This is a genomic window from Micromonospora sp. NPDC049836 (assembly GCF_044465125.1).
Lineage (GTDB): Bacteria > Actinomycetota > Actinomycetes > Mycobacteriales > Micromonosporaceae > Micromonospora.
Genome location: NZ_JBITLH010000004.1, coordinates 291,103 through 310,628, shown reverse-complemented (window position 1 = coordinate 310,628; position 19,526 = coordinate 291,103). Strand labels below are relative to the sequence as shown.

The window sequence follows — 19,526 nt, the reverse complement described above, 5'->3', positions numbered from 1 at the left end:
CCGCTCCCCCGGCCGTGCCGGTGCGGGTGGCTCCCGACCGCGCCGGGTGTGCGGGGTCGCCTGCTGCTAACCGGGTGTGCGGGGGTCGCCCGCCGGGAGCCGGGTGTGCGGCACCCCGGAGGGGCGCCGCACACCCGCTCGTCTCAGGCGCGGTTGCCGACGTAGGCCGCGAGGTGTTCGCCGGTGAGGGTGGCGCGGGTGGCGACGAGGTCGGCGGGGGTGCCTTCGAAGACGACCCGGCCGCCGTCGTGGCCGGCGCCGGGGCCGAGGTCGATGATCCAGTCGGCGTGCGCCATGACGGCCTGGTGGTGCTCGATGACGATGACCGACTTGCCGGCGTCGACGAGGCGGTCGAGCAGGCCGAGCAGTTGCTCGACGTCGGCGAGGTGCAGGCCGGTGGTGGGTTCGTCGAGGACGTAGACGCCGCCCTTGTCGGCCATCCGGGTGGCCAGCTTGAGCCGTTGCCGTTCGCCGCCGGAGAGGGTGGTGAGGGGCTGGCCGAGCCGCAGGTAGCCGAGACCGACGTCGGCGAGCCGGTTGAGGATGGCGTGTGCGGTGGGGGTGCGGGCCTCGCCGTCGGCGAAGAACTCCTCGGCCTCGGTCACCGACATGGCGAGGACCTCGCTGATGTCGCGGCCGCCGAGGCGGTATTCCAGCACGGAGGCCTGGAACCGCCGGCCCTCGCACTCCTCGCAGGTGGTGGCGACCCCGGCCATCATGGCCAGGTCGGTGTAGATGACGCCGGCGCCGTTGCAGGAGGGGCAGGCGCCCTCGGAGTTGGGGCTGAACAGGGCGGGCTTGACGCCGTTGGCCTTGGCGAAGGCCTTGCGGACGGGCTCGAGCAGGCCGGTGTAGGTGGCCGGGTTGCTGCGGCGGGAGCCGCGGATCGCGGTCTGGTCGACCGACACGACGCCGTCGCGGCCGGCGACCGAGCCGTGGATCAGGGAACTCTTGCCGGATCCGGCCACGCCGGTGACCACGACGAGCACGCCGAGGGGGATGTCGACGTCGACGTCGCGCAGGTTGTGGGTGTCGGCGCCGCGTACCTCGAGCGCGCCGGAGGGGGTGCGTACCGCGGGCTTGAGGGCGGCCCGGTCGTCGAGGTGCCGGCCGGTGCGGGTGCCGCTGGCGCGTAGGCCCTCGATGGTGCCCTCGAAGACGACTTCGCCGCCTTCGGTGCCGGCGGCGGGGCCGAGGTCGACGAGGTGGTCGGCGATGGCCATGACTTCCGGTTTGTGTTCGACCACGAGGACGGTGTTGCCCTTGTCGCGCAGCCGCAGCAGCAGGTCGTTCATCCGCTGGATGTCGTGCGGGTGCAGGCCGATGGTGGGTTCGTCGAAGACGTAGGTGACGTCGGTGAGCGCGGAGCCGAGGTGGCGGATCATCTTGGTGCGCTGGGCCTCGCCGCCGGAGAGGGTGCCGGAGGGCCGGTCGAGGGAGAGGTAGCCGAGTCCGATCTCGACGAACGAGTCGAGCAGGTGTCGCAGGCCGGTGAGCAGCGGGGCCACCGAGGGTTCGTCGAGGCCGTGGACCCAGTCGGCGAGGTCGCTGATCTGCATGGCGCAGGCGTCGGCGATGTTGATGCCCTTGATCTTCGAGGAGCGGGCGGTCTCGTTGAGCCGGGTGCCGGCGCAGTCCGGGCAGGTCGTAAAGGTCACGGCCCGCTCCACGAAGGCGCGGATGTGGGGTTGCAGGGTGTCGACGTCCTTGGCCAGGAACGACTTCTGGATCTTGGGGATCAGGCCTTCGTACGTCAGGTTGATGCCCTCGACCTTGATCTTGGTCGGTTCCTTGTGGAGCAGGTCGTGCAGTTCCTTCTTGGTGTAGGCGCGGATCGGCTTGTCCGGGTCGAAGAAGCCGCAGCCGCGGAAGATGCGCCCGTACCAGCCGTCCATGCTGTAGCCGGGGATGGTCAACGCGCCCTCGTTGAGCGAGAGGCTGTCGTCGTAGAGCGCGGAGAGGTCGAAGTCGGTGACCGAGCCCATGCCCTCGCAGCGGGGGCACATGCCGCCGGTGACGGTGAAGCTGCGCCGCTCCTTGACGGTCTTGCCGCCGCGTTCGACGCTGACCGCGCCGGCGCCGCTCATCGAGGCGACGTTGAAGGAGAAGGCCTGGGCCGAGCCGATGTGCGGCTGGCCGAGGCGGCTGAACACGATCCGCAGCATGGCGTTGGCGTCGGTGGCGGTGCCGACCGTGGAGCGGGCGTTGGCGCCCATCCGTTCCTGGTCCACGATGATCGCGGTGGTGAGGCCGTCGAGGACGTCGACCTCGGGCCGGGCCAGCGTCGGCATGAAGCCCTGCACGAACGCGCTGTAGGTCTCGTTGATCATCCGCTGGGACTCGGCGGCGATGGTGCCGAACACCAGCGAACTCTTGCCCGAGCCGGAGACCCCGGTGAAGACCGTGAGCCGGCGCTTGGGGATCTCGACGCTGACGTCCTTGAGGTTGTTCACCCGTGCGCCCTGCACGCGGATCAGGTCGTGGCTGTCGGCGGCGTGCCGGGCGGGCGACCGCTCGGTCCTCGTGGCGCTGCTCATTCCGGTCTCCCTGTGTGCGGCGGGCCTGCGGCTTCCCGGGCGGGGCCCGGGACGGTCCGGAGTCAGGCTAGTCGCGGCCCCGCGGCCTGCGCTTCTCGATTCCTGACCGGCCGGGTGACCTGCTTGGCCAGGCACGCCGGCAGGCCGGCGGTGGCGCGGGCGGCGTCGTCGCGGTAGACGCTGGGCGGCACGCCGACCAGCTCGCTGAACCGGGTGCTGAACGTGCCCAGCGAGGAGCAGCCGACCGCGAAGCAGACCTCCGTGACGCTCAGGTCACCGCGGCGCAGCAACGCCATGGCGCGCTCGATGCGCCGGGTCATCAGGTACGAGTAGGGGGACTCCCCGTAGGCGGCGCGGAACTGGCGGCTGAGGTGCCCGGCGGACATGTGCACCCCGCGGGCGAGCGCCTCGACGTCCAGCGGCTGCGCGTACTCCCGGTCGATCCGGTCGCGGACCCGGCGCAGCCGCGCGAGGTCGTGCAGGCGCTGCTCGGCGTCGGGTCTGCTGGTCACCTTCGTGATCGTGCCACGGCGGGCCCGGGTTGCCCACCACCGGGCGGGCCGCGTCGACCGTCGTGTCCGGCGTGCGGCGGCCTGTCCGGTTCGCCGGGGTGCTAGCGCAGCCGGCGGGCGGTGAACCGGGTGGGCGGGTCGGCGATGGCGTCCTGGGCGGCGACCAGTTGCAGCTCGCGGGTGCCCGCCGCGAGCGTCGCGTCGAGCACCGCGAAGATCGAGTTGGTGGTCTTCTCCAGCGCCGCGGCCGGTGACCCGGTGCTGCACAGGTGGGCCAGGTACAGCGCGGCGGTGACGTCGCCGCCGCCGTTGGGGGTGATCGGCAGCAGCGGGGTGGTGACCGCCCAGGCGCCCTCGTCGGAGACGGCGACGACCTCCAGGTGGCCGGCGGGCAGGTCGCCGTGCAGGACGCTGGTGACCAGCACGTGCCGCGGGCCGGCGGCACGTACGGTGTCGACGGCGGCGAGCAGGTCGGCGAGGGTGTCGGTGCGGCGGCCGGCGAGGAACTCCAGCTCGAACTGGTTGGGGGTGACGATGTCGGCGCGCGGCACGACGGTGTCACGCAGGTACTCGGGGATGCCGGGGCGGACGAACATGCCGCGGCCGACGTCGCCCATCACCGGGTCGCAGCAGTAGACCGCGTCGGGGTTGGCGGCCTTGACCCGGTCGACGGCGTCGAGGATGACCGCGCCCACCGCCGGGTCGCCCTGGTAGCCGGAGAGCACCGCGTCGGCGGTGCCGAGGACGCCCCGGTCCTCGATGCCGGCGATGACGTCGGCGACGTCGGCCGGGGCCAGCAGCGGGCCGCGCCAGGCGCCGTAGCCGGTGTGGTTGGAGAAGTGCACGGTGAGCACCGGCCAGACCTCGTGCCCGAGTCGTTGCAGGGGGAACACGGCGGCGGAGTTGCCGACGTAGCCGTAGGCGACCGAGGACTGCACGGACAGGATCTTCACCCGCTCATCGTCGCATCCCGCGGTTTCCGGGTCGCGCGAGCGGCAGGGTTGCCGGGATCACGTGTCGGTGCGCAGGCGGGCGTGCAGGTGCATGTCGTGCCAGCCGTCGGCGTGCCGGGCGCCGCCGCGGTTGGTGCCCTCGGCGGGCAGGCCGGCCAGCTCGGCGACCCGGCAGGACGCCGGATTGGCGGTGGAGTGGCGCAGCCAGATCCGGTGCAGCCCGAGCCGGTCGAAGCTGAAGGTGGTCAGGGCGCTCAGGGCGCGGGCGGCGACGCCCCGGCCGCGGGCGGCGGGCAGCACCCAGTACGACACCTCGCCCTGCGCATCGTCGAGGTCGATGGCGCGCAGGCTGATCTGGCCGAGCACGCCGGAGTCGTCGGTGACGGCCCAGCCGGCGCCGGTCTCCTGCTGCCAGCGGCCGGGCCAGGCGGCGATCCAGGCGTGCGCCTCGTCGTCGGTCAGGGTGCGGCAGTGCCAGCGCTGCACGGCCGGGTCGGCGTAGGCGGCGACGACGGCGGGGTGGTCGGTGGGCTGCCAGGGCCGCAACCGCAGGTCGCCGGCGTCGATGGTGGGTTGCGGGTGGCGGGCCAGGGCGCCCCGGGCCAGTGCCGGGGTGGTCAGCAGGGGCATGGGTCGATCATCGCGGACGTCGGCGGGCCGGTGCCGGTCAGAGGCCGCCGGCGATGCGCAGCACCGCGCCGGTGGTGTAGGAGGAGTCGGGGCCGAGGAGGAAGGCGATGGCGCCGGCGATCTCGTCGGGCTCCCCGGCCCGGCCCAGCGGGATGCGGCCGGCGGCGGTGTCGGGCCGGTCGGGCACCCCGGAGAGGGCGTGGATCTCGGTGCGGATGATGCCGGGGGCCACGGCGTTGACCCGGATGCCGCGGGGGGCGAGTTCCTTGGCGAGGCCGACGGTGAGGGTGTCGGTGGCGGCCTTGACGGCGGCGTAGTGGACGTATTCGCCGGGGCTGCCGAGGGTGGCCGCGGCGGAGGAGACGTTGACGATGGCGCCGCCGTCGGCCATCCGGCGGGCCGCCTGCTGGGCGCAGAGCACGTACCCGACCAGGTTGACGTCGACGACGCGGCGCAGGTCGTCGGCGCGCAGGTCGGTGAACGGGCCGATCGGGCTGGTGATGCCGGCGTTGTTGACCAGGCCGGTGAGGGGGCCGAGGTCGGCGGCGGCGTCGAAGAGACGCCGCACCTGGTCGGGGTCGGTGGTGTCGGCCGCGACGGCCACCCCCCGGCCGCCGGTGGCCTCGATGTCGGCCAGCACCGCCCGGGCGGCGGCGTGGTCGCTGCGGTAGCCGATGGCGACGCGGTGGCCGGCGGCGGCCAGCCGCCGGGCGGTGGCGGCGCCGATGCCACGGCCGCCGCCGGTGACGATGGTGACGGACGTCAATGCCCTCTCCCCTGCCCCGATGGTGGAGGTGACGTTACCGTGGCCGGGACGGGACACGGGTGGAGAGGACGGTCACACCATGACGCGGGCGTTGGTGCTGGGCGGTGGCGGGGTGACCGGCGTGGCGTGGGAGTTGGGGCTGCTGGCCGGGCTGGCCGAACGGGGGCTGGACCTGGCCGGCGCGGACCTGGTGGTGGGCACCTCGGCGGGCTCCGTGGTCGGGGCGCAGGTGTGCTCCGGCACCCCGCTGGCCGAGCTGTACGCGGCGCAGTTGCGCCCGCCGCGCGGTGACCCGGCGGCCCGGCTGGGGGTGGCGGTGCTGCTGCGCTGGGCGTGGGCGGGCGGCCGGGGCGGGGACCCGGCGCGGGCGCGGGCCCGGGTCGGTGCGATGGCGCTGGCGGCGCGTACCCCGTCGGAGGCGTCGCGGCGGGCGGTGCTGGAGGCCCGGTTGCCGGTGCGTGACTGGCCGGCGCGGCGGCTGCTGGTGACGGCGGTCGACGCGGCCTCGGGTGAGTTCGTGGTCTTCGACGCCGACGCCGGGGTGTCGCTGGTGGACGCGGTCGGGGCCAGCTGCGCGGTGCCCGGGGTGTGGCCGCCGGTGACCATCGGGGCGCGCCGCTACGTCGACGGCGGCGTGCGCTCGTCGGTGAACGCGGACCTGGCGGCCGGCGCGGCGGCGGTGCTGGTGCTGGCGCCGGTGACGGCCGGGTTCGGTCCGGGGCCGCGGCTGGCGGCGCAGGTCGCGCAGCTGCGGTCGGCCGGGTCGCGGGTGGCGGTGGTGACCCCGGACGGCGGGTCGCGGCGGGCGATCGGGCGTAACGTGCTGGATCCGGCGCGGCGGGCCGGGGCGGCGCGGGCCGGGCACGCGCAGGCGGCGGCGGTGGCCGCCGAGGTGGCCGCGATGTGGGGTTGATCGCCTAGGCTCACCGGGTCGGCGCGACGGCGGAGGTGCCAGGTGGGTGTGGGTGTCGGGGATCAGGTGGCGGATTTCGCGCTGCCGGACGAGACGGGCACGCTGCGGCGGTTGTCGGAGTTCCTGGCGGCCGGCCCGGTGGTGCTGTTCTTCTACCCGGCGGCGATGACCCGCGGGTGCACGGCGGAGAGCTGCCACTTCCGGGATCTGGCGGCGGAGTTCGCCGCGGTCGGCGCGCAGCGGGTGGGGATCAGCCGGGATCCGGTGGACCGGCAGGCGGAGTTCTCCCGGCGGCACGGCTTCGACTATCCGCTGCTGTCCGACGTCGACGGGACGGTGGCGGACGCGTTCGGGGTGCGCCGGCGGCTGCCGCTGGGGGCGTTGAGCACGCGGCGGATGACGTTCGTGATCGGGCCGGACCGGCGGGTGCTCGCCGTGGTGCACAGCGAGCTGAGTATGAACGAGCACGCCGACGCGGCGCTGCGCGCGCTGGGGGGTTGATCTTCCGGTTGTCGCAGCTGGCTGGTATCAAGGCTGCAATCAGACAGGTGTACGGAAGAGGGCGTGATGGCGGGTCAGGGTTTGTCCACTGACGAGGTGCAGGGCATCCGGGAAGCGTTGGCGGCGGGCCGCAAGCCGCGGGTGGTGTTCACGGCGGCGGCGGGTCAGATGGCCGGGCAGCTCGGGCAGGTGGTGGAGCTGACCGACCCGGAGCTGTCGGAGGAGTTCGTGGTGGTGCGCTTCGGCCGCGACGAGTTGCCCTTCTCCCCCGCCGACGTGGCGATCGCGCCCAAGGGCGCCGGGCGTAAGCCGGCCGAGGCGAAGCCGCCGGTCGAGGAGCCGCCGGCGCCGGCGGAGCCGGAGTTCGTGTTGGACGCGCCGCCGGTGCCGGCGCCGCGCCGGGAGGAGCCGAGGGTGGAGCAGCAGCAGGCGGAGCCGAAGCCGGCGCGGCGGGCGGTGAAGGCGGCGAAGCCGAAGGGCCCGGCCGGGCTGACCGTGACGCTGGCGTACGCCGAGGGCGAGTGGACGGTGGCCGCGCAGCAGGGCGCCAAGGCGCTCGCCAAGCCGTACGTGGTCAAGCCGGCGGAGGCGCTGCGGATGGTGGCGCTGGTGGACGTGCCGGGGGTGCAGGAGGCGGTGGAGCAGATCCTGGCCGCCGAGCGCGCCGAGGCCGAGCAGCAGGCGGAGAAGCTGCGCGCCGAGCTGGCCGAGATCGAGGCCCGCCTGGCGGAGCTGCGCGAGGCCCACTGAGGGCCGGCGGAGCGGGGCCGGCGCGAGGGATCGCGCCGGCCCCGCCTTGTCGTGGCCGCGGGTCGGATCAGTGTTGCGGGATGTGCCGCACCCCGATCCGCTTGCGGAACACCCAGTAGGTCCAGCCCTGGTAGGCCAGCACGATCGGGGTGAAGATCACCGCCACCCAGGTCATGATCTTCAGGGTGTAGGGGGTGGAGGCGGCGTTGGTGGCGGTCAGCGTGCCGGCGGCGTCGAGGGTGGACGGCAGCACGTTCGGGAACAGCGCCGCGAACAGGGTCGCCACGGCCAGCGCGATGGCCAGGGCGGTGCCGGTGAACGCCCAGCCCTCCCGGCGTGCCGCGGCGGCGGCCAGACCGCCGAGCAGGGCGAGCGCGGCGGCGACGGCGAGCACGACGGCGGCCGCGCTGGACCGGATGGTCAACGTCCAGGTCAGGAACGCCACCGCGATCACCGCGGTGCCGACGCCGAGCTTCACGGCGAGGGCGCCCGCGCGCCGGCGGATGTCGTCGGTGGTCTTGAGGGCGATGAACACCGCGCCGTGGGTGAGGAACAGGCCCAGGGTGGTCAGGCCGCCGAGCAGGGCGTACGGGTTGAGCAGGTCGGTGAGGCCGCCGACGTACTCGTGCTGGGCGTCGAGCGGCACGCCGCGCAGGATGTTGGCGAAGGCCACGCCCCACAGGATCGCCGGGATCAGCGAGCCGAAGAAGATGGCCTGGTCCCAGCGGCGTTTCCAGGACGCCTCGGGGCGCTTGTGCCGGTATTCGAAGGCCACCCCGCGGGCGATGAGCGCGAGCAGGATGAGCAGCAGCGGCAGGTAGAACCCGGAGAACAGGGTGGCGTACCACTCGGGGAAGGCGGCGAACATGGCGCCGCCGGCGGTGATCAGCCAGACCTCGTTGCCGTCCCAGACCGGGCCGATGGTGTTGATCAGGACGCGGCGTTCCCGGTCGTCGCGGCCGAGCACGGGCAGCAGCATGCCGACGCCGAAGTCGAAGCCTTCGAGGATGAAGTAGCCGGTGAAGAGCACGGCGACGAGGAGAAACCAGATGGTGGTCAGTTCCACGATGGGCTCCGGGGGTCAGTAGGCGAAGGCGAGCGGGCGCTCGGCGTCGTCGGTGTCGTCGTCGGTCGGTTGCGGGGCGTCGTCGGGCACGCCGGCCTTGGCGTAGCGGACCAGCAGTTTGAACTCGATCACCGCGAGGGTGGCGTAGATCAGGGTGAACGCGGTGAAGGAGGTGAGCACCTCGGTCAGCGAGACGCTGCGGGACACGCCGTTGCGGGTGAGCATCTCGCCGAAGACGATCCACGGCTGGCGGCCCATCTCGGTGAAGATCCAGCCGAAGGAGTTGGCCAGCAGCGGCAGCACGGGCATGACCAGGCCGGCGCGCAGCAGCCACCGGCTGCGCGGGGTGCGGCCCCTGCGTTGGCTCCAGAGCACCAGCAGCGCGATCGCGGCGGCGGCCAGCCCGAAGGCGATCATGAAGCGGAAGCTCCAGTAGGTGACCGGGATGATCGGGGTGTAGCTGCCGGCGCCGTACTGGCTGGCGTACTGGGCCTGCAGGTCGTTGATGCCCTGCACGGTGCCGTTCGGGTCGCCGGTGCCGAGGAACGACAGCAGGTACGGGATCTTGATGGCGAACAGCTCGCGGCTGCCGTCGAGGCTGCCGACGGTGAGCACGGAGAACGAGGCGGGGCTCTCGGTGGTGTAGAGGCCCTCGGCGGCGGCCATCTTCATCGGCTGCACGTCGGTCATGATCTTGCCCTGGATGTCACCGGTCAGGATGACCAGCGCCGAGGAGATCAGCACCACCCAGGAGCCGAACCGGGTGGCGAAGCGGTAGCCGCCGGTGTCGGCGCTGCCCCGGTTGCGGATGACGTGCCAGAGCCCGACGGCGACGATCAGCGACCCGGCGACCAGGAACGACCCGGCCAGGGTGTGCGGGAAGGTGATCAGGGCGACCTTGTTGGTGAGCACCGCGACGAAGTCGGTCAGCTCGGCGCGGCCGGTGTCCGGGTTGATCCGGTAGCCGACCGGGTTCTGCATGAACGAGTTGGCGGCCAGGATGAAGTAGGCGGACAGGTTGGTGCCGATCGCCGCGGCCCAGATGGCGGCCAGGTGCAGCCGCTTGGGCAGCCGGTCCCAGCCGAAGATCCACAGGCCGATGAAGGTGGACTCGAGGAAGAACGCGACCAGCGCCTCGATCGCCAGCGGCGCGCCGAAGATGTCGCCGACGAAGCGCGAGTAGTCCGACCAGTTCATGCCGAACTGGAACTCCTGCACGATGCCGGTGACCACGCCCATCGCGAAGTTGATCAGGAAGAGCTTGCCGTAGAACTTGGTGAGCTTGAGGTAGCGCTCGTTGCCGCTGCGGTGCCAGAGGGTCTGCAGGATGGCCACCAGCACGGACAGGCCGATGGTCAACGGTACGAAGAGAAAGTGGTAGACGGTGGTGACACCGAACTGCCAGCGGGCGACGTCCAACGCGTCCACCTGAAACCCCCAGCTGTGCATACTACGAGACGTAGTAAATACTACTCGCCGTCGTAGAAGAATCGGCAGGGCCGTGGGGCCCGATCCGACCCGGGACCAATGACCCTGATCACCCGGGGCCGGTGGACCAACCGGTCAGGATTCGAGAAGCGCGGTTCCCGGGCCGCTCCGTAGCGTGACTGACGTCTGGATGATCAGAAAGCACGGAAAAGGAGACAAGGTATGAAAGCGCACGTGAGCGCGATCCTCCTCGGCGTCCGGGACATGGAGCGGACCAAGCGGTTCTACACCGAAGGCCTCGGCTGGCAGGTCGCGCAGGACTACGGCGTCTCGGTGTTCTTCGCCTCCGACGGCGGCTCGCCGGTCGGCTTCTACGGCCGCGACGGCCTGGCCGAGCAGGTCGGCACGAGCCCGCAGGGCAGCGGCTTCAGCGGGCTGGTCCTCACCTACGTGGTCCGCAGCGAGGCGCGGGTCGACGAGGTCATGGCGGAGGCCGAGAAGGCCGGCGCCACGATCCTCAAGCCCGCCGGCCCGCTGCCCTGGGGCGGCTACGGCGGCTCCTTCGCCGACCTCGACGGCTACATCTGGAGCCTCGGCTACAGCGCCCAGGGCGAGAACCAGCCCTACGCGGAGTGACCCCGGAGACGAGGCGGTCGGCGCGCCCTCGCGGCCGCACGCCGACCGCCTCGCCCGCCGCGAGCCCCGCGGGTGACCGGGATCGGGTGCCCCGCTCACCCCGGCGCGTGCGACCATCCAGCACTGATGAACAGCACCCCATGGCAGCCACCCCTGGTCTGGCGCGCCGCCCAGGCACTCGCCCGCGCCGTCGTCGGCCTGCTCGGCCGGCTCGAGGTCACCGGGGACGTGCCGGACGCGCTGCGGCGCGGACCGCTGATCCTGGCCGCCAACCACATCAGCCCGTTCGACCCGGTGGTGCTCGCCGCCGCCTGCCGGGCCCGCCGCGTCGCCCCGCGGATCATGGCCACCGGCGGGCTGTTCCGCGCCCCCGTCGTCGGGCCGCTGATGCGCCGCGCCGGACACATCCGGGTCGACCGGGGCACCGACGCCGTGCACCACTCCCTGCCGGCCGCCGCCGACGCGGTCGCCGCCGGGTCGGTGGTGCTGGTCTACCCCGAGGGGCGCATCGGGCTGGATCCGGGCATGTGGCCCGAGCGCGGCAAGACCGGCACCGCCCGCCTCGCCCTGGCCTGCGGCGCCGCCGTCGTACCGGTCGCCCAGTGGGGCTCGCACGAGGTGCTGCCGTACCGGACGCCCAAGGGGATGCTGCGCGGGCTCGCCCGCGCCGTGGCGCGGCGGCCGGTGATCCGGGTGCACTTCGGCGCCCCGGTGCCGCTGCGGGACCTGCGCCCCGACACCCCCGGGGCCGCCCGGCGGGCCACCGACCGGATCATCGACGCGATCACCGACAGCCTGGCCCCGCTGCGCCTCGACGAGCCGGACCGGCCCCGCCACGTCGACCCCGGCCGCCCGGTCGACACCAGCCGCAGTCACCGCCGCCGACCGGCCTGAAATCCGCCGGTACGGCCCGCGCCGACGCCCGACCGGCGCCGGGGTGCGCCGAGGGTCAGCGCCAGGCCCACCAGTCCCGCTCCGGCAGCCGCACCCAGACGTCGGGCGGGCCGGTGACCGCCCGCGCGTCGGTCAACCGCAGCCCGGCGTACGCGCAGCTGTAGGCCTCCGCCCGGTGCCGGTAGAGGTAGGAGGCCAGCACCAGCTCCGGCGGGTCGTCCTCGCCGGCCCAACCACCGGGGTGCAGGTCCCAGCCCTCGATGACGCCGTCCACGGCGATGCTGCCCTGGTTGCCGCTCTTCGGGTTGGCGTACAGGCCGTAGCAGCGAGTGCCCACCGAGAGGGCCCCCAGCACGCCCGGCTGCTGCGGGGCGTAACCCCACGGCTGAGTGACCACACAGCCGCCCGGCACGTCGGTGACCCCCACGATGTCCAGCGTGGCCGCGTCGGTCGCCTCGGCCTCGGGCACCGGGGTCGCATCGAGCCGGCGCACCGCCTCTGCCGCGTCGAGCCGCGCCACGCAGGCCAGGCCAATGCCGTCGTACCAGATCTCGCCCATGGCGGCGGTCAGCCGGCGGGCCTCGACCACGGCGTCGCGCTCGGCGTCGGTCAGCCCGGCGCCGGGCGGCGGCGGGCCGAACAGCTCCGGCTCCGGGCCGGCCAGCGCCAGCCGCCCCGGCGACCAGCCGGCCATCATCGGCAGCCACGGATCCGCGCCGGCCGCGGCCAGGGCGCGGGCGTTGTCGTGGCGGCCGTCGTCGACCGCCTGCCACAGCGCGGTCCGGCCGGCGCGCAGGGCATCGACGTCGCGGACGCGGGCGGCCAGCAGCGCGATCACCTCCGGCGTGCCCGTGACGGCGGCCCGGTGCAGCGGCGTGTCGCGCCAGTCGAGCTCCGCGTCGGGGTCCGCGCCGGCCGCCAGCCGGTCCCGGACCTGCGCCGCGTCCGCCCAGGACCGGTAGCCGAGCCCGGTCCAGCCCGGTCCGTCCACCATCGTGTCGCCTCCCCGTCCGGTGGGTTCGGACCGTACCGCCCGGGGGTGACATCGTGGGGTCAGCCCGGAGCCCGGAGCCGCCCGTCGAGGGCGGCCAGGTCCGGCACGAACCAGACGTGGTCGTGCCGGTTGGACTCGGCGACCAGGGCGCGCAGCGCGGCGCTGGCCGCCAGGTGGGTGCTGATGTCGCCGACGACGACCAGCCGCAGCCGGTAGTTGACGAACTTCTGCATGATCTCCCCGGCGAACCGGTTGCCGAGGGAGAAGAAGGCCGGATCGAGCCGCTCGGCGGGCACCACGACCACCTCGGCGCCGGCGAAGGCCGCGCCGATCAGGTCCAGGGCGTCGCGCTCGGTGCTCAGCGGCGGGCCGGCCGGGTCGCAGACCAGCACCGGCACCCCGGCGCGCTCCTCGATCAGGTCAGGCATCGCGCACCGTCGCGGTGAGCAGGCCGCCGTCGCGCAGCACGGCGTCGACCAGCCGCAGCAGGTCGGCGGTGGCGACGGCGTCGCCCAGGATCACGATCGTCATGCGGTGGCGCTCCTCGTCGTGGACGGTCTGCACGCGTAGCGGGTGGGCGGGGTCGTGGCCCGTGTTGGCGGCGGCGTGCACCAGGGTGGTGATCCGGTCGACGGTGCGCCGGTCCACGCCGTCGACCCGCACGACGCTGGACACCTCCAGCGCGGCGGTCCCGGCCGGCGGTCCCGGCCGGCCGGTCAACGCGTCGAGGTCGGCCCGGGCGATCCGGTACTGCTTGCCGATCCGCACCGCGCGCAGCCGGCCGGTGCGGATGTAGCCGCGCACGGTGCGTACGTGCAGGCCGAGCAGGTCCGCCACCTGCTCGGCCGAGTACAGGTCATCACTCATTGCTCCCTATCCTAGGCAGGATAGGGAAGGATAGGGAAATTGGTTCGGGTGACACCGGCCGGTCACTAGCGGGCCACCCGGACCCGGCATACTTCCGGCGTGCAGCCCCGTCACGGCTACCTCGACGCCCCGCCGCCGCTGGCCTTCGCCCACCGGGGCGGCGCGGCCGACGGGGACGAGAACACCGCCGCCGCGTTCGCCCGGGCCATCGACCTGGGCTACCGGTACGTGGAGACCGACGTGCACGCCACCGCCGACGGGGTGGCGGTGATCTTCCACGATCCGACCCTGCGCCGGGTCACCGGCGAACCCGGCCGCATCGCCGACCTGCGCTGGTCCGACCTCGCCTCGGTACGCGTCGGCGGCGCCGCCGTCGTCCCCCGCCTGGACGAGGTGCTCGCCGCCTGGCCGGAGGTCCGGTTCAACGTCGACGTCAAGGCCGACGGCGGCGTCGAGCCGACCGTCGACACGATCACCCGCACCGGCGCCGCCGACCGGGTGCTGCTCGCCTCGTTCAGCGACGCCCGGCTGGCCCGGCTGCGCGCCCTGGCCGGCCCGAAGGTCGCCACCAGCCTCGGCATGCGCGGAGTGGCCCGGATCCGGATGGCCAGCCTGCACGGGCGCTCGCTGCGGCTGCCCCCGTCCGTGGTGGCCGCCCAGGTGCCGCCCCGGTACGGGCGCATCCCGGTGGTGGACCGGCGGTTCGTCGCGTACTGCCACCGATTGGGGTTGCAGGTGCACGTCTGGACGATCGACGAACCCGCCCAGATGCACCACTTACTTGATCTTGGTGTGGATGGCATCATGACCGATCACGTCGGCGTGCTGCGCGACGTCTACCGCAGCCGCGGCCACTGGGCCGCCTGAGCCCCGAGGACCCTGATGGCCGAAACGGTCACCCCCGCCGTCGCCGAGCCCGCCCGCCCGGGCAGTACCCGCCGCGAACGCACCGGCTGGTACCTCTACGACTGGGCGAACTCCGCCTTCCAGACCACCGTCATCACGGTGTTCCTCGGGCCGTTCCTCACCACCGTGGCCGAACTGGCGGCCGGTTGCGAGCTGGGCGCGGACAGCTGCGACGGGTCCGTGCACCCGCTGGGCATCCGGGTCGCCGCCGGCTCCTACTACCCGTACCTGATCTCGCTGTCGGTGTTCCTGACCGTGTTCGTGCTGCCGGTGGTCGGTGCGGTCGCCGACCGCTCCCGGCACAAGAAGCGGCTGCTGGCCCTGGCCGCGTTCACCGGCGCGGCGGCCACCATCGGCTTCGCCTTCGTCACCGGCGAGCGCTACCTGCTCGGCGGCGTGCTGTTCCTGATCGCCAACATCTCCTTCGGCGCGGCCGTCGTGGTCTACAACTCGTTCCTGCCGCAGCTGGGCGGCCCGGACGAACGCGACGCCATCTCCAGCCGCGGCTGGGCCATCGGCTACCTCGGCGGCGGCCTGCTGCTCGCGCTGAACCTGGTGGCGGTCACGCTGCTCAGCGAGGAGGGCAACGACCAGCGCACCCTGGACCTGGCCCGCTGGTCGATCGTGTCGGCCGGGGTGTGGTGGGCGGCGTTCACCCTGCTGCCGCTGCGCTGGCTGCGCGAGCACCCCACCGCCGCCGCGCTGCGCGGCGGCGGCAACGTGCTCACCGACGGGTTCCGCCAGCTCGGCCGCACCCTGCGGGAGATCAAGGCGTACCCGCTGACGCTGTTCTTCCTGCTCGCCTTCCTGGTCTTCAACGACGGCATCCAGACCGTCATCACCCTGGCCAGCCAGTACGGCACCGAGGAACTGCGGCTGGAGCAGAGCACCCTGATCGTGACGATCCTGCTGGTGCAGTTCCTGGCCTTCGGCGGCGCGCTCGCCCTGGGCGCCCTGGCCCGGCGCATCGGCGCCTGGAAGACCGTGCTGCTGTCGCTGGTGCTCTGGACCGGGGTGATCATCGCGGCGTTCCGGCTGCCCGCCGAGGCGCCGGTGCCGTTCATGATCCTCGGCGGCTGCATCGGCCTGGTGCTCGGCGGCAGCCAGGCGCTGAGCCGGTCACTGTTCAGCCAGCTCATCCCCACCGGCAAGGAGGGCGAGTACTACGGCTTCTACGAGATCAGCGACAAGGGCACCAGCTGGCTCGGGCCGCTCGCCTTCGGCCTGGTGTTCCAGCTCACCTCCTCCTACCGGGTGGGCCTGGTCTCCCTGCTGATCTTCTTCGTGGTCGGGTTCGCGCTGCTGGCGGCCGTACCGATCCGCCGGGCCATCATCGCGGCCGGCAACACCCCGCCCCGGGTGCTGTAGCCGGACGCCGCGCCCGCAAGATCCTCTCGCGTCGATGGGCTAGGCTGCCCCGACGTGACCGACGACGCCGCCCCGATCTGCCTGGCCCGGCCCCTGCCCCGTTCCGGTGGCGACGGTGCCGGCGGCTGCGCCGCCGCGCGCGGCGTGCACGGGCGCCCGCTGCACGCCGCCGCGTTGAAGTTCTTCTGGGGGCCGATGGACTGCGGCAAGTCCACCATGGCCCTGCAGATGAACTACAACCACGGCCGGCAGGGCCGCCGGGGGCTGGTCACCACCCGCATCGACCGCTCGCTGGGCCCGCAGGTCACCACCCGCATCGGGCTGGCCCACTCGGCCATCGAGGTCACCGACGAGCTGGACCTGCGCGACCTGGTCCGCGACGGCCTCGCCGACGGGGTACGCGTGGACTACCTGATCTGCGACGAGGCGTCCTTCTACAACCTGGAGCACATCGAGCAGATGGCCGAACTGGTCGACGAGTACGACGTCGACGTGTACGCGTTCGGCCTGGCCACCGACTTTCGCTCCTGCCTGTTCCCGGCCGCGCAGCGGCTGTTCGAACTCGCCGACGAGGTGGCCCGCATCCAGGTCGAGGTGCTCTGCTGGTGCGGCCGGGAAGGGCTGCTCAACGCCCGGGTCGTCGACGGGCGGGTGGCCCGCGAGGGCGAGCAGGTGGTCATCGGCGACACGGTGGACAGCGCCGACGTGCGCTACCAGGTGCTCTGCCGCCGGCACTACCGCTCCGGCGACCTGGGCCCGCGCGGCTGAGCCGTCCCGCCCTTCAGAACGGATCCCCGCAGACCCGCCACCGGCCGTCCTCCTGCACCACCGGCAGGTCCCGCTGCTCGCTGGCGCCGCCCTCGCGGGTCAGCCGCACGGTGACCGTGCCGCGCGGGCGCCCGCCCCGGGTGGCGACCGACACGTCGACGATCTCGTAGCCGGTGACCTGCGGCGGGGTGCGTACCCAGCTGGCGAAGCCGACCTGGCTCCACTTGCCGCGCGCGTCGCGGCACAGCTTTCCGTACGCCTGGTCGGGGTCGCCGGTGACGATCTCCTGGAAGAACGTGTCGGCGGTCTCCCGGACCGGGCCGTGGGCCTGCAACACCAGCTGCACGTTCCACAGCCCGAGGCCGGCCACCCCGACCAGGCAGGTGCCCAGCCCCAGGCCGGCGACCAGCACACCGCCGCGTACCGGCCGGCGACGCCGGGCCGGCCGGTGGTACGCCCGCTCCCTGCCCATCACCTGTAGACGGTAGAGACCCGAACCGGGTGGGCGCAGGAACTTGCCGCCCAGGTACCTGCCACAGGGTGTCAGGTACCGCCGGGAGGATGGCGGCATGACGATGCACGCCGACCTCGCGATGGTCAACCTCGACAGCTCCGACCCGGCCGCCCACGCCAGGTTCTACTCCCGCGTCCTCGGCTGGGAGGTCACCCACAGCCACGCCGAGTACGCGATGATCAGCAAGGACGGGACCTCGATCGGCTTCGGCCTGGTGCCCGGGTACGCGCCGCCGGGCTGGCCGGACGAGGCCGCCGGCAAGCGCTACCACCTCGACTTCCACGTCGACGACGTGACCGTCGCGGAGAAGGAGTTCCTGGCCGCCGGCGCGACGAAGCCGGAGTTCCAGCCGGGCGGCGAGCGGTGGACCGTGCTGCTCGACCCGATCGGCCAGCCGTTCTGCCTCTGCCCCCGCCCGCAGGGCTGAGCGCCGACCGGGCACGCCGGCGGCCCTGGCCCCCGGCGTGCCCGGCATCGGGCCTGGCCCGCTGAGCGTCCCGGCCGCCGCCAGCCCCCCAGGTACCGGCGCCCGGCGCGACGGGCGTGCGACAGGATCAGCCGCGCCGGCGGGCCCGGGCCGCCCAGATGGCGTACGCCGGGTCGCGGTCCAGGTTGTGCCGGTCCCGGTCGTAGCGGCGGGTGGTGCGCGGGTCGGCGTGCCCCATCGCGTCCTGCACGTCCTCCAACGGCACCCCCTCGGCGCGCGCGGTGGTGGCGAACGCGTGCCGCAGCGAGTGCGGCGACAGCTTCGCCCAGGCCGCGATGCCGGCGGTGCGGGCCAGCCGGCGTACCAGCCGGAACACCGAGTGCCGGTCCAGCCGGGCGCCGGTGGCGGTGACCAGCAGCGGGCCGGTCAACTCCGGCACCGTCACCCGCTGGGCGGCGGCCCGCGCGGTCAGGTAGGCGTCGACCGCGTACGCGGTGCCGGGGGTCAGTGCCCGGCGGCGCACCTTGCCGCCCTTGCCGACGAACCGCACGCTGCGGTGCCCGCGTTCCGTCCCGAGGTCGGCCACGTCCAGCGAGATCAGCTCACCGACCCGCAGCCCCAGGTCGGCCAGGAGCGCGATGGCGGCACGGTTGCGCGCGGCCGTCGGGCCGGTCTCCGCCTCGGCGGCCGCCAGCAGCGCGTCCACCTCGTCGGGGGTCAACCCGACGGTGGCCGAGTGGTCCCGGTCGACCCGGGGCCGGTCGGCGGCGGTGACCGGGTTGGCGTCCACCGCGCGCAGCTTGACCAGGAAGTCGTACCAGCTGGACAGGGCGGACAGCCGGCGGGCCACGGTGGCCGGGGTGAGCGGCCGGCCGCTGCGCGCGGCCACGGTGGCCTCCAGCGCCCGGCCGTAGGCGTTGACGTCCAGGAAGGTGGCCCGCAGCGGGTCGACCTCGTGCCCCGCGCACCAGGCCAGCCACCCGCCGACGTCCCGCCGGTACGCGTCGCGGGTGTGCTCCGACAGCCGGCGGTTGCGCAGCCACGCCTCGGTGAAGTCGACCGGGCCGCCGGGCAGGGCGGGCCGCGCCGACCCGCGGGGTAGCACCTCGGGACGCAGCATGTGAAAAAGGCTCTCAGTCGGCGGGGCGATTCGCGACGAGGCGCGCCCGACGGAATGCGACAGCCGGCACACCGACTCGTCCGGTACGGCAGCGGATCAAGGGGCGCCGGCGCGGACGGCGGTGGTCGCCAGAGTGGTGTAGTGCATCGTGAAGCGGCCGCCCAGCGCGTCGACGGCGGCCCCGACCGCGCCTAGTATCTCGTTCAGCTGGTCGGACCGCAGTCGGGTGAGGCCGCCGGTGGTGGGGAGCAGTTCCAGCCACTGGTCGCGGGTGTAGGACCGTTCCCAGTCGACCTGCCACTGCTCCGGGTCTTCGAACCGGCCCGTCTCGCGGATCTGGTCGGCGATCTGTGCGTACCCCGCTTGGTAGATCTCCAGTGGACGTCGCGCCGGCTGCCTGCCGAACGGGGAGTCGGGCGCCACCCGCCGGTAGGCGGCGGCGAAGGGCTCGGCCACCTCCACAGGCGGTTCGAATACGTGCCCGAAGATCGCCAGCCGCCCGTTCGGACGCAGCACCTGGGCCGCCTTCACCGCGCCGACGACGGGATCCACCCAGTGCCACGACTGGGCGGCGATCACCGCGTCGAACGTCCGGCCGGCCGGCTCCCAGGCTTCGAAGGTCGCCACCTCGACCGGCAGGCCGCGGGTGTGCGCGAGGTCGGCCATCCGCGCATCCGGCTCGATGCCGAGCACGGCGCAGCCGGCGGCCTGGAACTGGCGGGCCGCGATGCCGGTGCCGCAGCCGACGTCGAGCACGTCCGGCCCGGGACTCCCGGCGACGATCCGGGCCACCAGGCCCTCGGGGTAGCCGGGTCGGGCCTGGTCGTAGCGGCGCGCGTCGGTGCCGAACGATTCGGCCGTCTGCCGGGCCTGATGCGGCTGCGCCGGCTCCGGCTGCGTCCCCGGTAGAGTGGGCATGCGTTCACTTTAGTGGGCAAGCGCCCACTACGGCAACCGATGCCGGGCGCCGCACGGG

At 73.6% G+C, this 19,526-nt stretch carries 22 protein-coding genes; 9 read left to right on the top strand and 13 right to left on the bottom strand.

Annotated features, from left to right (window positions below; all coding sequences use genetic code 11):
• Positions 1-143: 143 nt before the first annotated feature.
• The 5 genes from ACIBPB_RS13125 to ACIBPB_RS13105 all read right to left on the bottom strand — a co-directional run bounded on the left by ACIBPB_RS13125 (position 144) and on the right by ACIBPB_RS13105 (position 5,398).
• On the bottom strand, positions 144-2,537 hold the full coding sequence (locus ACIBPB_RS13125; protein WP_396839802.1) for an ATP-binding cassette domain-containing protein: 2,394 nt from the start codon (positions 2,535-2,537) through the stop codon (positions 144-146).
• Between the two features lie 62 nt (positions 2,538-2,599).
• Entirely contained in the window at positions 2,600-3,049 is a 450-nt protein-coding gene (locus ACIBPB_RS13120; protein WP_396839801.1) for a helix-turn-helix transcriptional regulator, read from the bottom strand.
• Positions 3,050-3,150: 101 nt separating this feature from the next.
• The gene (pdxY, locus tag ACIBPB_RS13115) at positions 3,151-4,002 is read right to left on the bottom strand and encodes a pyridoxal kinase PdxY (RefSeq protein WP_396839800.1); all 852 of its coding nucleotides are present in this window, start codon (positions 4,000-4,002) and stop codon (positions 3,151-3,153) included.
• Between the two features lie 57 nt (positions 4,003-4,059).
• A complete protein-coding gene (locus tag ACIBPB_RS13110) occupies positions 4,060-4,632 on the bottom strand; it encodes a GNAT family N-acetyltransferase (RefSeq protein WP_396839799.1) in 573 nt (190 codons plus the stop codon).
• A gap of 37 nt (positions 4,633-4,669) precedes the next feature.
• Positions 4,670-5,398, bottom strand: coding sequence for an SDR family NAD(P)-dependent oxidoreductase (locus ACIBPB_RS13105; protein ID WP_396839798.1), 729 nt, complete (start codon positions 5,396-5,398; stop codon positions 4,670-4,672).
• 79 nt (positions 5,399-5,477) lie between these two features.
• Here ACIBPB_RS13105 and ACIBPB_RS13100 point away from each other — a divergent pair, with 79 nt between their 5' ends.
• From ACIBPB_RS13100 to ACIBPB_RS13090, 3 genes are all read left to right on the top strand, one after another.
• Positions 5,478-6,311 (top strand): patatin-like phospholipase family protein, encoded by an 834-nt coding sequence (locus tag ACIBPB_RS13100; protein ID WP_396839797.1) that lies wholly within the window; start codon positions 5,478-5,480, stop codon positions 6,309-6,311.
• A 42-nt stretch (positions 6,312-6,353) separates the two neighbouring features.
• Positions 6,354-6,812: a peroxiredoxin gene (locus tag ACIBPB_RS13095; protein ID WP_396839796.1), complete on the top strand. Its 459-nt coding sequence runs from the start codon at positions 6,354-6,356 to the stop codon at positions 6,810-6,812.
• Between the two features lie 66 nt (positions 6,813-6,878).
• Positions 6,879-7,562, top strand: a complete 684-nt coding sequence (locus ACIBPB_RS13090; RefSeq protein WP_396839795.1) for a hypothetical protein — start codon at positions 6,879-6,881, stop codon at positions 7,560-7,562.
• A gap of 67 nt (positions 7,563-7,629) precedes the next feature.
• Here the strand turns inward: ACIBPB_RS13090 and cydB are convergent, their stop codons facing one another.
• A complete protein-coding gene (gene cydB / locus ACIBPB_RS13085; protein ID WP_396839794.1) occupies positions 7,630-8,628 on the bottom strand; it encodes a cytochrome d ubiquinol oxidase subunit II in 999 nt (332 codons plus the stop codon).
• A 15-nt stretch (positions 8,629-8,643) separates the two neighbouring features.
• Positions 8,644-10,056: a cytochrome ubiquinol oxidase subunit I gene (locus ACIBPB_RS13080; RefSeq protein WP_396839793.1), complete on the bottom strand. Its 1,413-nt coding sequence runs from the start codon at positions 10,054-10,056 to the stop codon at positions 8,644-8,646.
• Positions 10,057-10,278: 222 nt separating this feature from the next.
• On the opposite strand from ACIBPB_RS13080, the gene ACIBPB_RS13075 reads away from it, so the two are divergent.
• Together ACIBPB_RS13075 and ACIBPB_RS13070 are read left to right on the top strand one after the other, a co-directional pair.
• Positions 10,279-10,692: a VOC family protein gene (locus ACIBPB_RS13075; RefSeq protein ID WP_357320279.1), complete on the top strand. Its 414-nt coding sequence runs from the start codon at positions 10,279-10,281 to the stop codon at positions 10,690-10,692.
• A 126-nt stretch (positions 10,693-10,818) separates the two neighbouring features.
• The gene (locus ACIBPB_RS13070) at positions 10,819-11,586 is read left to right on the top strand and encodes a lysophospholipid acyltransferase family protein (protein ID WP_396839792.1); all 768 of its coding nucleotides are present in this window, start codon (positions 10,819-10,821) and stop codon (positions 11,584-11,586) included.
• Between the two features lie 55 nt (positions 11,587-11,641).
• On the opposite strand, the gene ACIBPB_RS13065 is transcribed toward ACIBPB_RS13070, so the two are convergent.
• The 3 genes from ACIBPB_RS13065 to ACIBPB_RS13055 are packed head-to-tail and all read right to left on the bottom strand — an operon-like array spanning position 11,642 to position 13,447.
• Positions 11,642-12,580 (bottom strand): ankyrin repeat domain-containing protein, encoded by a 939-nt coding sequence (locus ACIBPB_RS13065; protein WP_396839791.1) that lies wholly within the window; start codon positions 12,578-12,580, stop codon positions 11,642-11,644.
• Between the two features lie 59 nt (positions 12,581-12,639).
• A complete protein-coding gene (locus tag ACIBPB_RS13060) occupies positions 12,640-13,008 on the bottom strand; it encodes a DUF4180 domain-containing protein (RefSeq protein WP_396839790.1) in 369 nt (122 codons plus the stop codon).
• Positions 13,001-13,447 carry a helix-turn-helix domain-containing protein gene (locus ACIBPB_RS13055; RefSeq protein ID WP_396839789.1) on the bottom strand — a complete coding sequence of 149 codons (447 nt, stop codon included), beginning with the start codon at positions 13,445-13,447 and terminating at the stop codon, positions 13,001-13,003. The genes ACIBPB_RS13060 and ACIBPB_RS13055 overlap by 8 nt, the downstream gene beginning before the upstream one ends.
• A 99-nt stretch (positions 13,448-13,546) precedes the next feature.
• Here ACIBPB_RS13055 and ACIBPB_RS13050 point away from each other — a divergent pair, with 99 nt between their 5' ends.
• From ACIBPB_RS13050 to ACIBPB_RS13040, 3 genes are read left to right on the top strand one after another with little or no spacing between them, the layout of a single operon-like run.
• Positions 13,547-14,314: a glycerophosphodiester phosphodiesterase gene (locus tag ACIBPB_RS13050; RefSeq protein WP_396839788.1), complete on the top strand. Its 768-nt coding sequence runs from the start codon at positions 13,547-13,549 to the stop codon at positions 14,312-14,314.
• 15 nt (positions 14,315-14,329) lie between these two features.
• On the top strand, positions 14,330-15,721 hold the full coding sequence (locus ACIBPB_RS13045; protein ID WP_396839787.1) for an MFS transporter: 1,392 nt from the start codon (positions 14,330-14,332) through the stop codon (positions 15,719-15,721).
• Positions 15,722-15,775: 54 nt separating this feature from the next.
• Positions 15,776-16,489 carry a thymidine kinase gene (locus ACIBPB_RS13040; protein ID WP_396839786.1) on the top strand — a complete coding sequence of 238 codons (714 nt, stop codon included), beginning with the start codon at positions 15,776-15,778 and terminating at the stop codon, positions 16,487-16,489.
• Positions 16,490-16,502: 13 nt separating this feature from the next.
• Here the strand turns inward: ACIBPB_RS13040 and ACIBPB_RS13035 are convergent, their stop codons facing one another.
• The gene (locus ACIBPB_RS13035; RefSeq protein WP_396840099.1) at positions 16,503-16,961 is read right to left on the bottom strand and encodes a hypothetical protein; all 459 of its coding nucleotides are present in this window, start codon (positions 16,959-16,961) and stop codon (positions 16,503-16,505) included.
• Between the two features lie 97 nt (positions 16,962-17,058).
• Here ACIBPB_RS13035 and ACIBPB_RS13030 point away from each other — a divergent pair, with 97 nt between their 5' ends.
• Positions 17,059-17,430: a VOC family protein gene (locus ACIBPB_RS13030; RefSeq protein WP_396839785.1), complete on the top strand. Its 372-nt coding sequence runs from the start codon at positions 17,059-17,061 to the stop codon at positions 17,428-17,430.
• A gap of 127 nt (positions 17,431-17,557) precedes the next feature.
• Here ACIBPB_RS13030 and ACIBPB_RS13025 read toward each other — a convergent pair whose 3' ends face one another.
• Both ACIBPB_RS13025 and ACIBPB_RS13020 read right to left on the bottom strand, forming a co-directional pair.
• Positions 17,558-18,550: a tyrosine-type recombinase/integrase gene (locus tag ACIBPB_RS13025; protein WP_396839784.1), complete on the bottom strand. Its 993-nt coding sequence runs from the start codon at positions 18,548-18,550 to the stop codon at positions 17,558-17,560.
• Positions 18,551-18,646: 96 nt separating this feature from the next.
• Complete coding sequence (locus ACIBPB_RS13020) at positions 18,647-19,468, bottom strand: class I SAM-dependent methyltransferase (RefSeq protein WP_396839783.1); 822 nt, start codon at positions 19,466-19,468, stop codon at positions 18,647-18,649.
• Positions 19,469-19,526 lie beyond the last annotated feature (58 nt).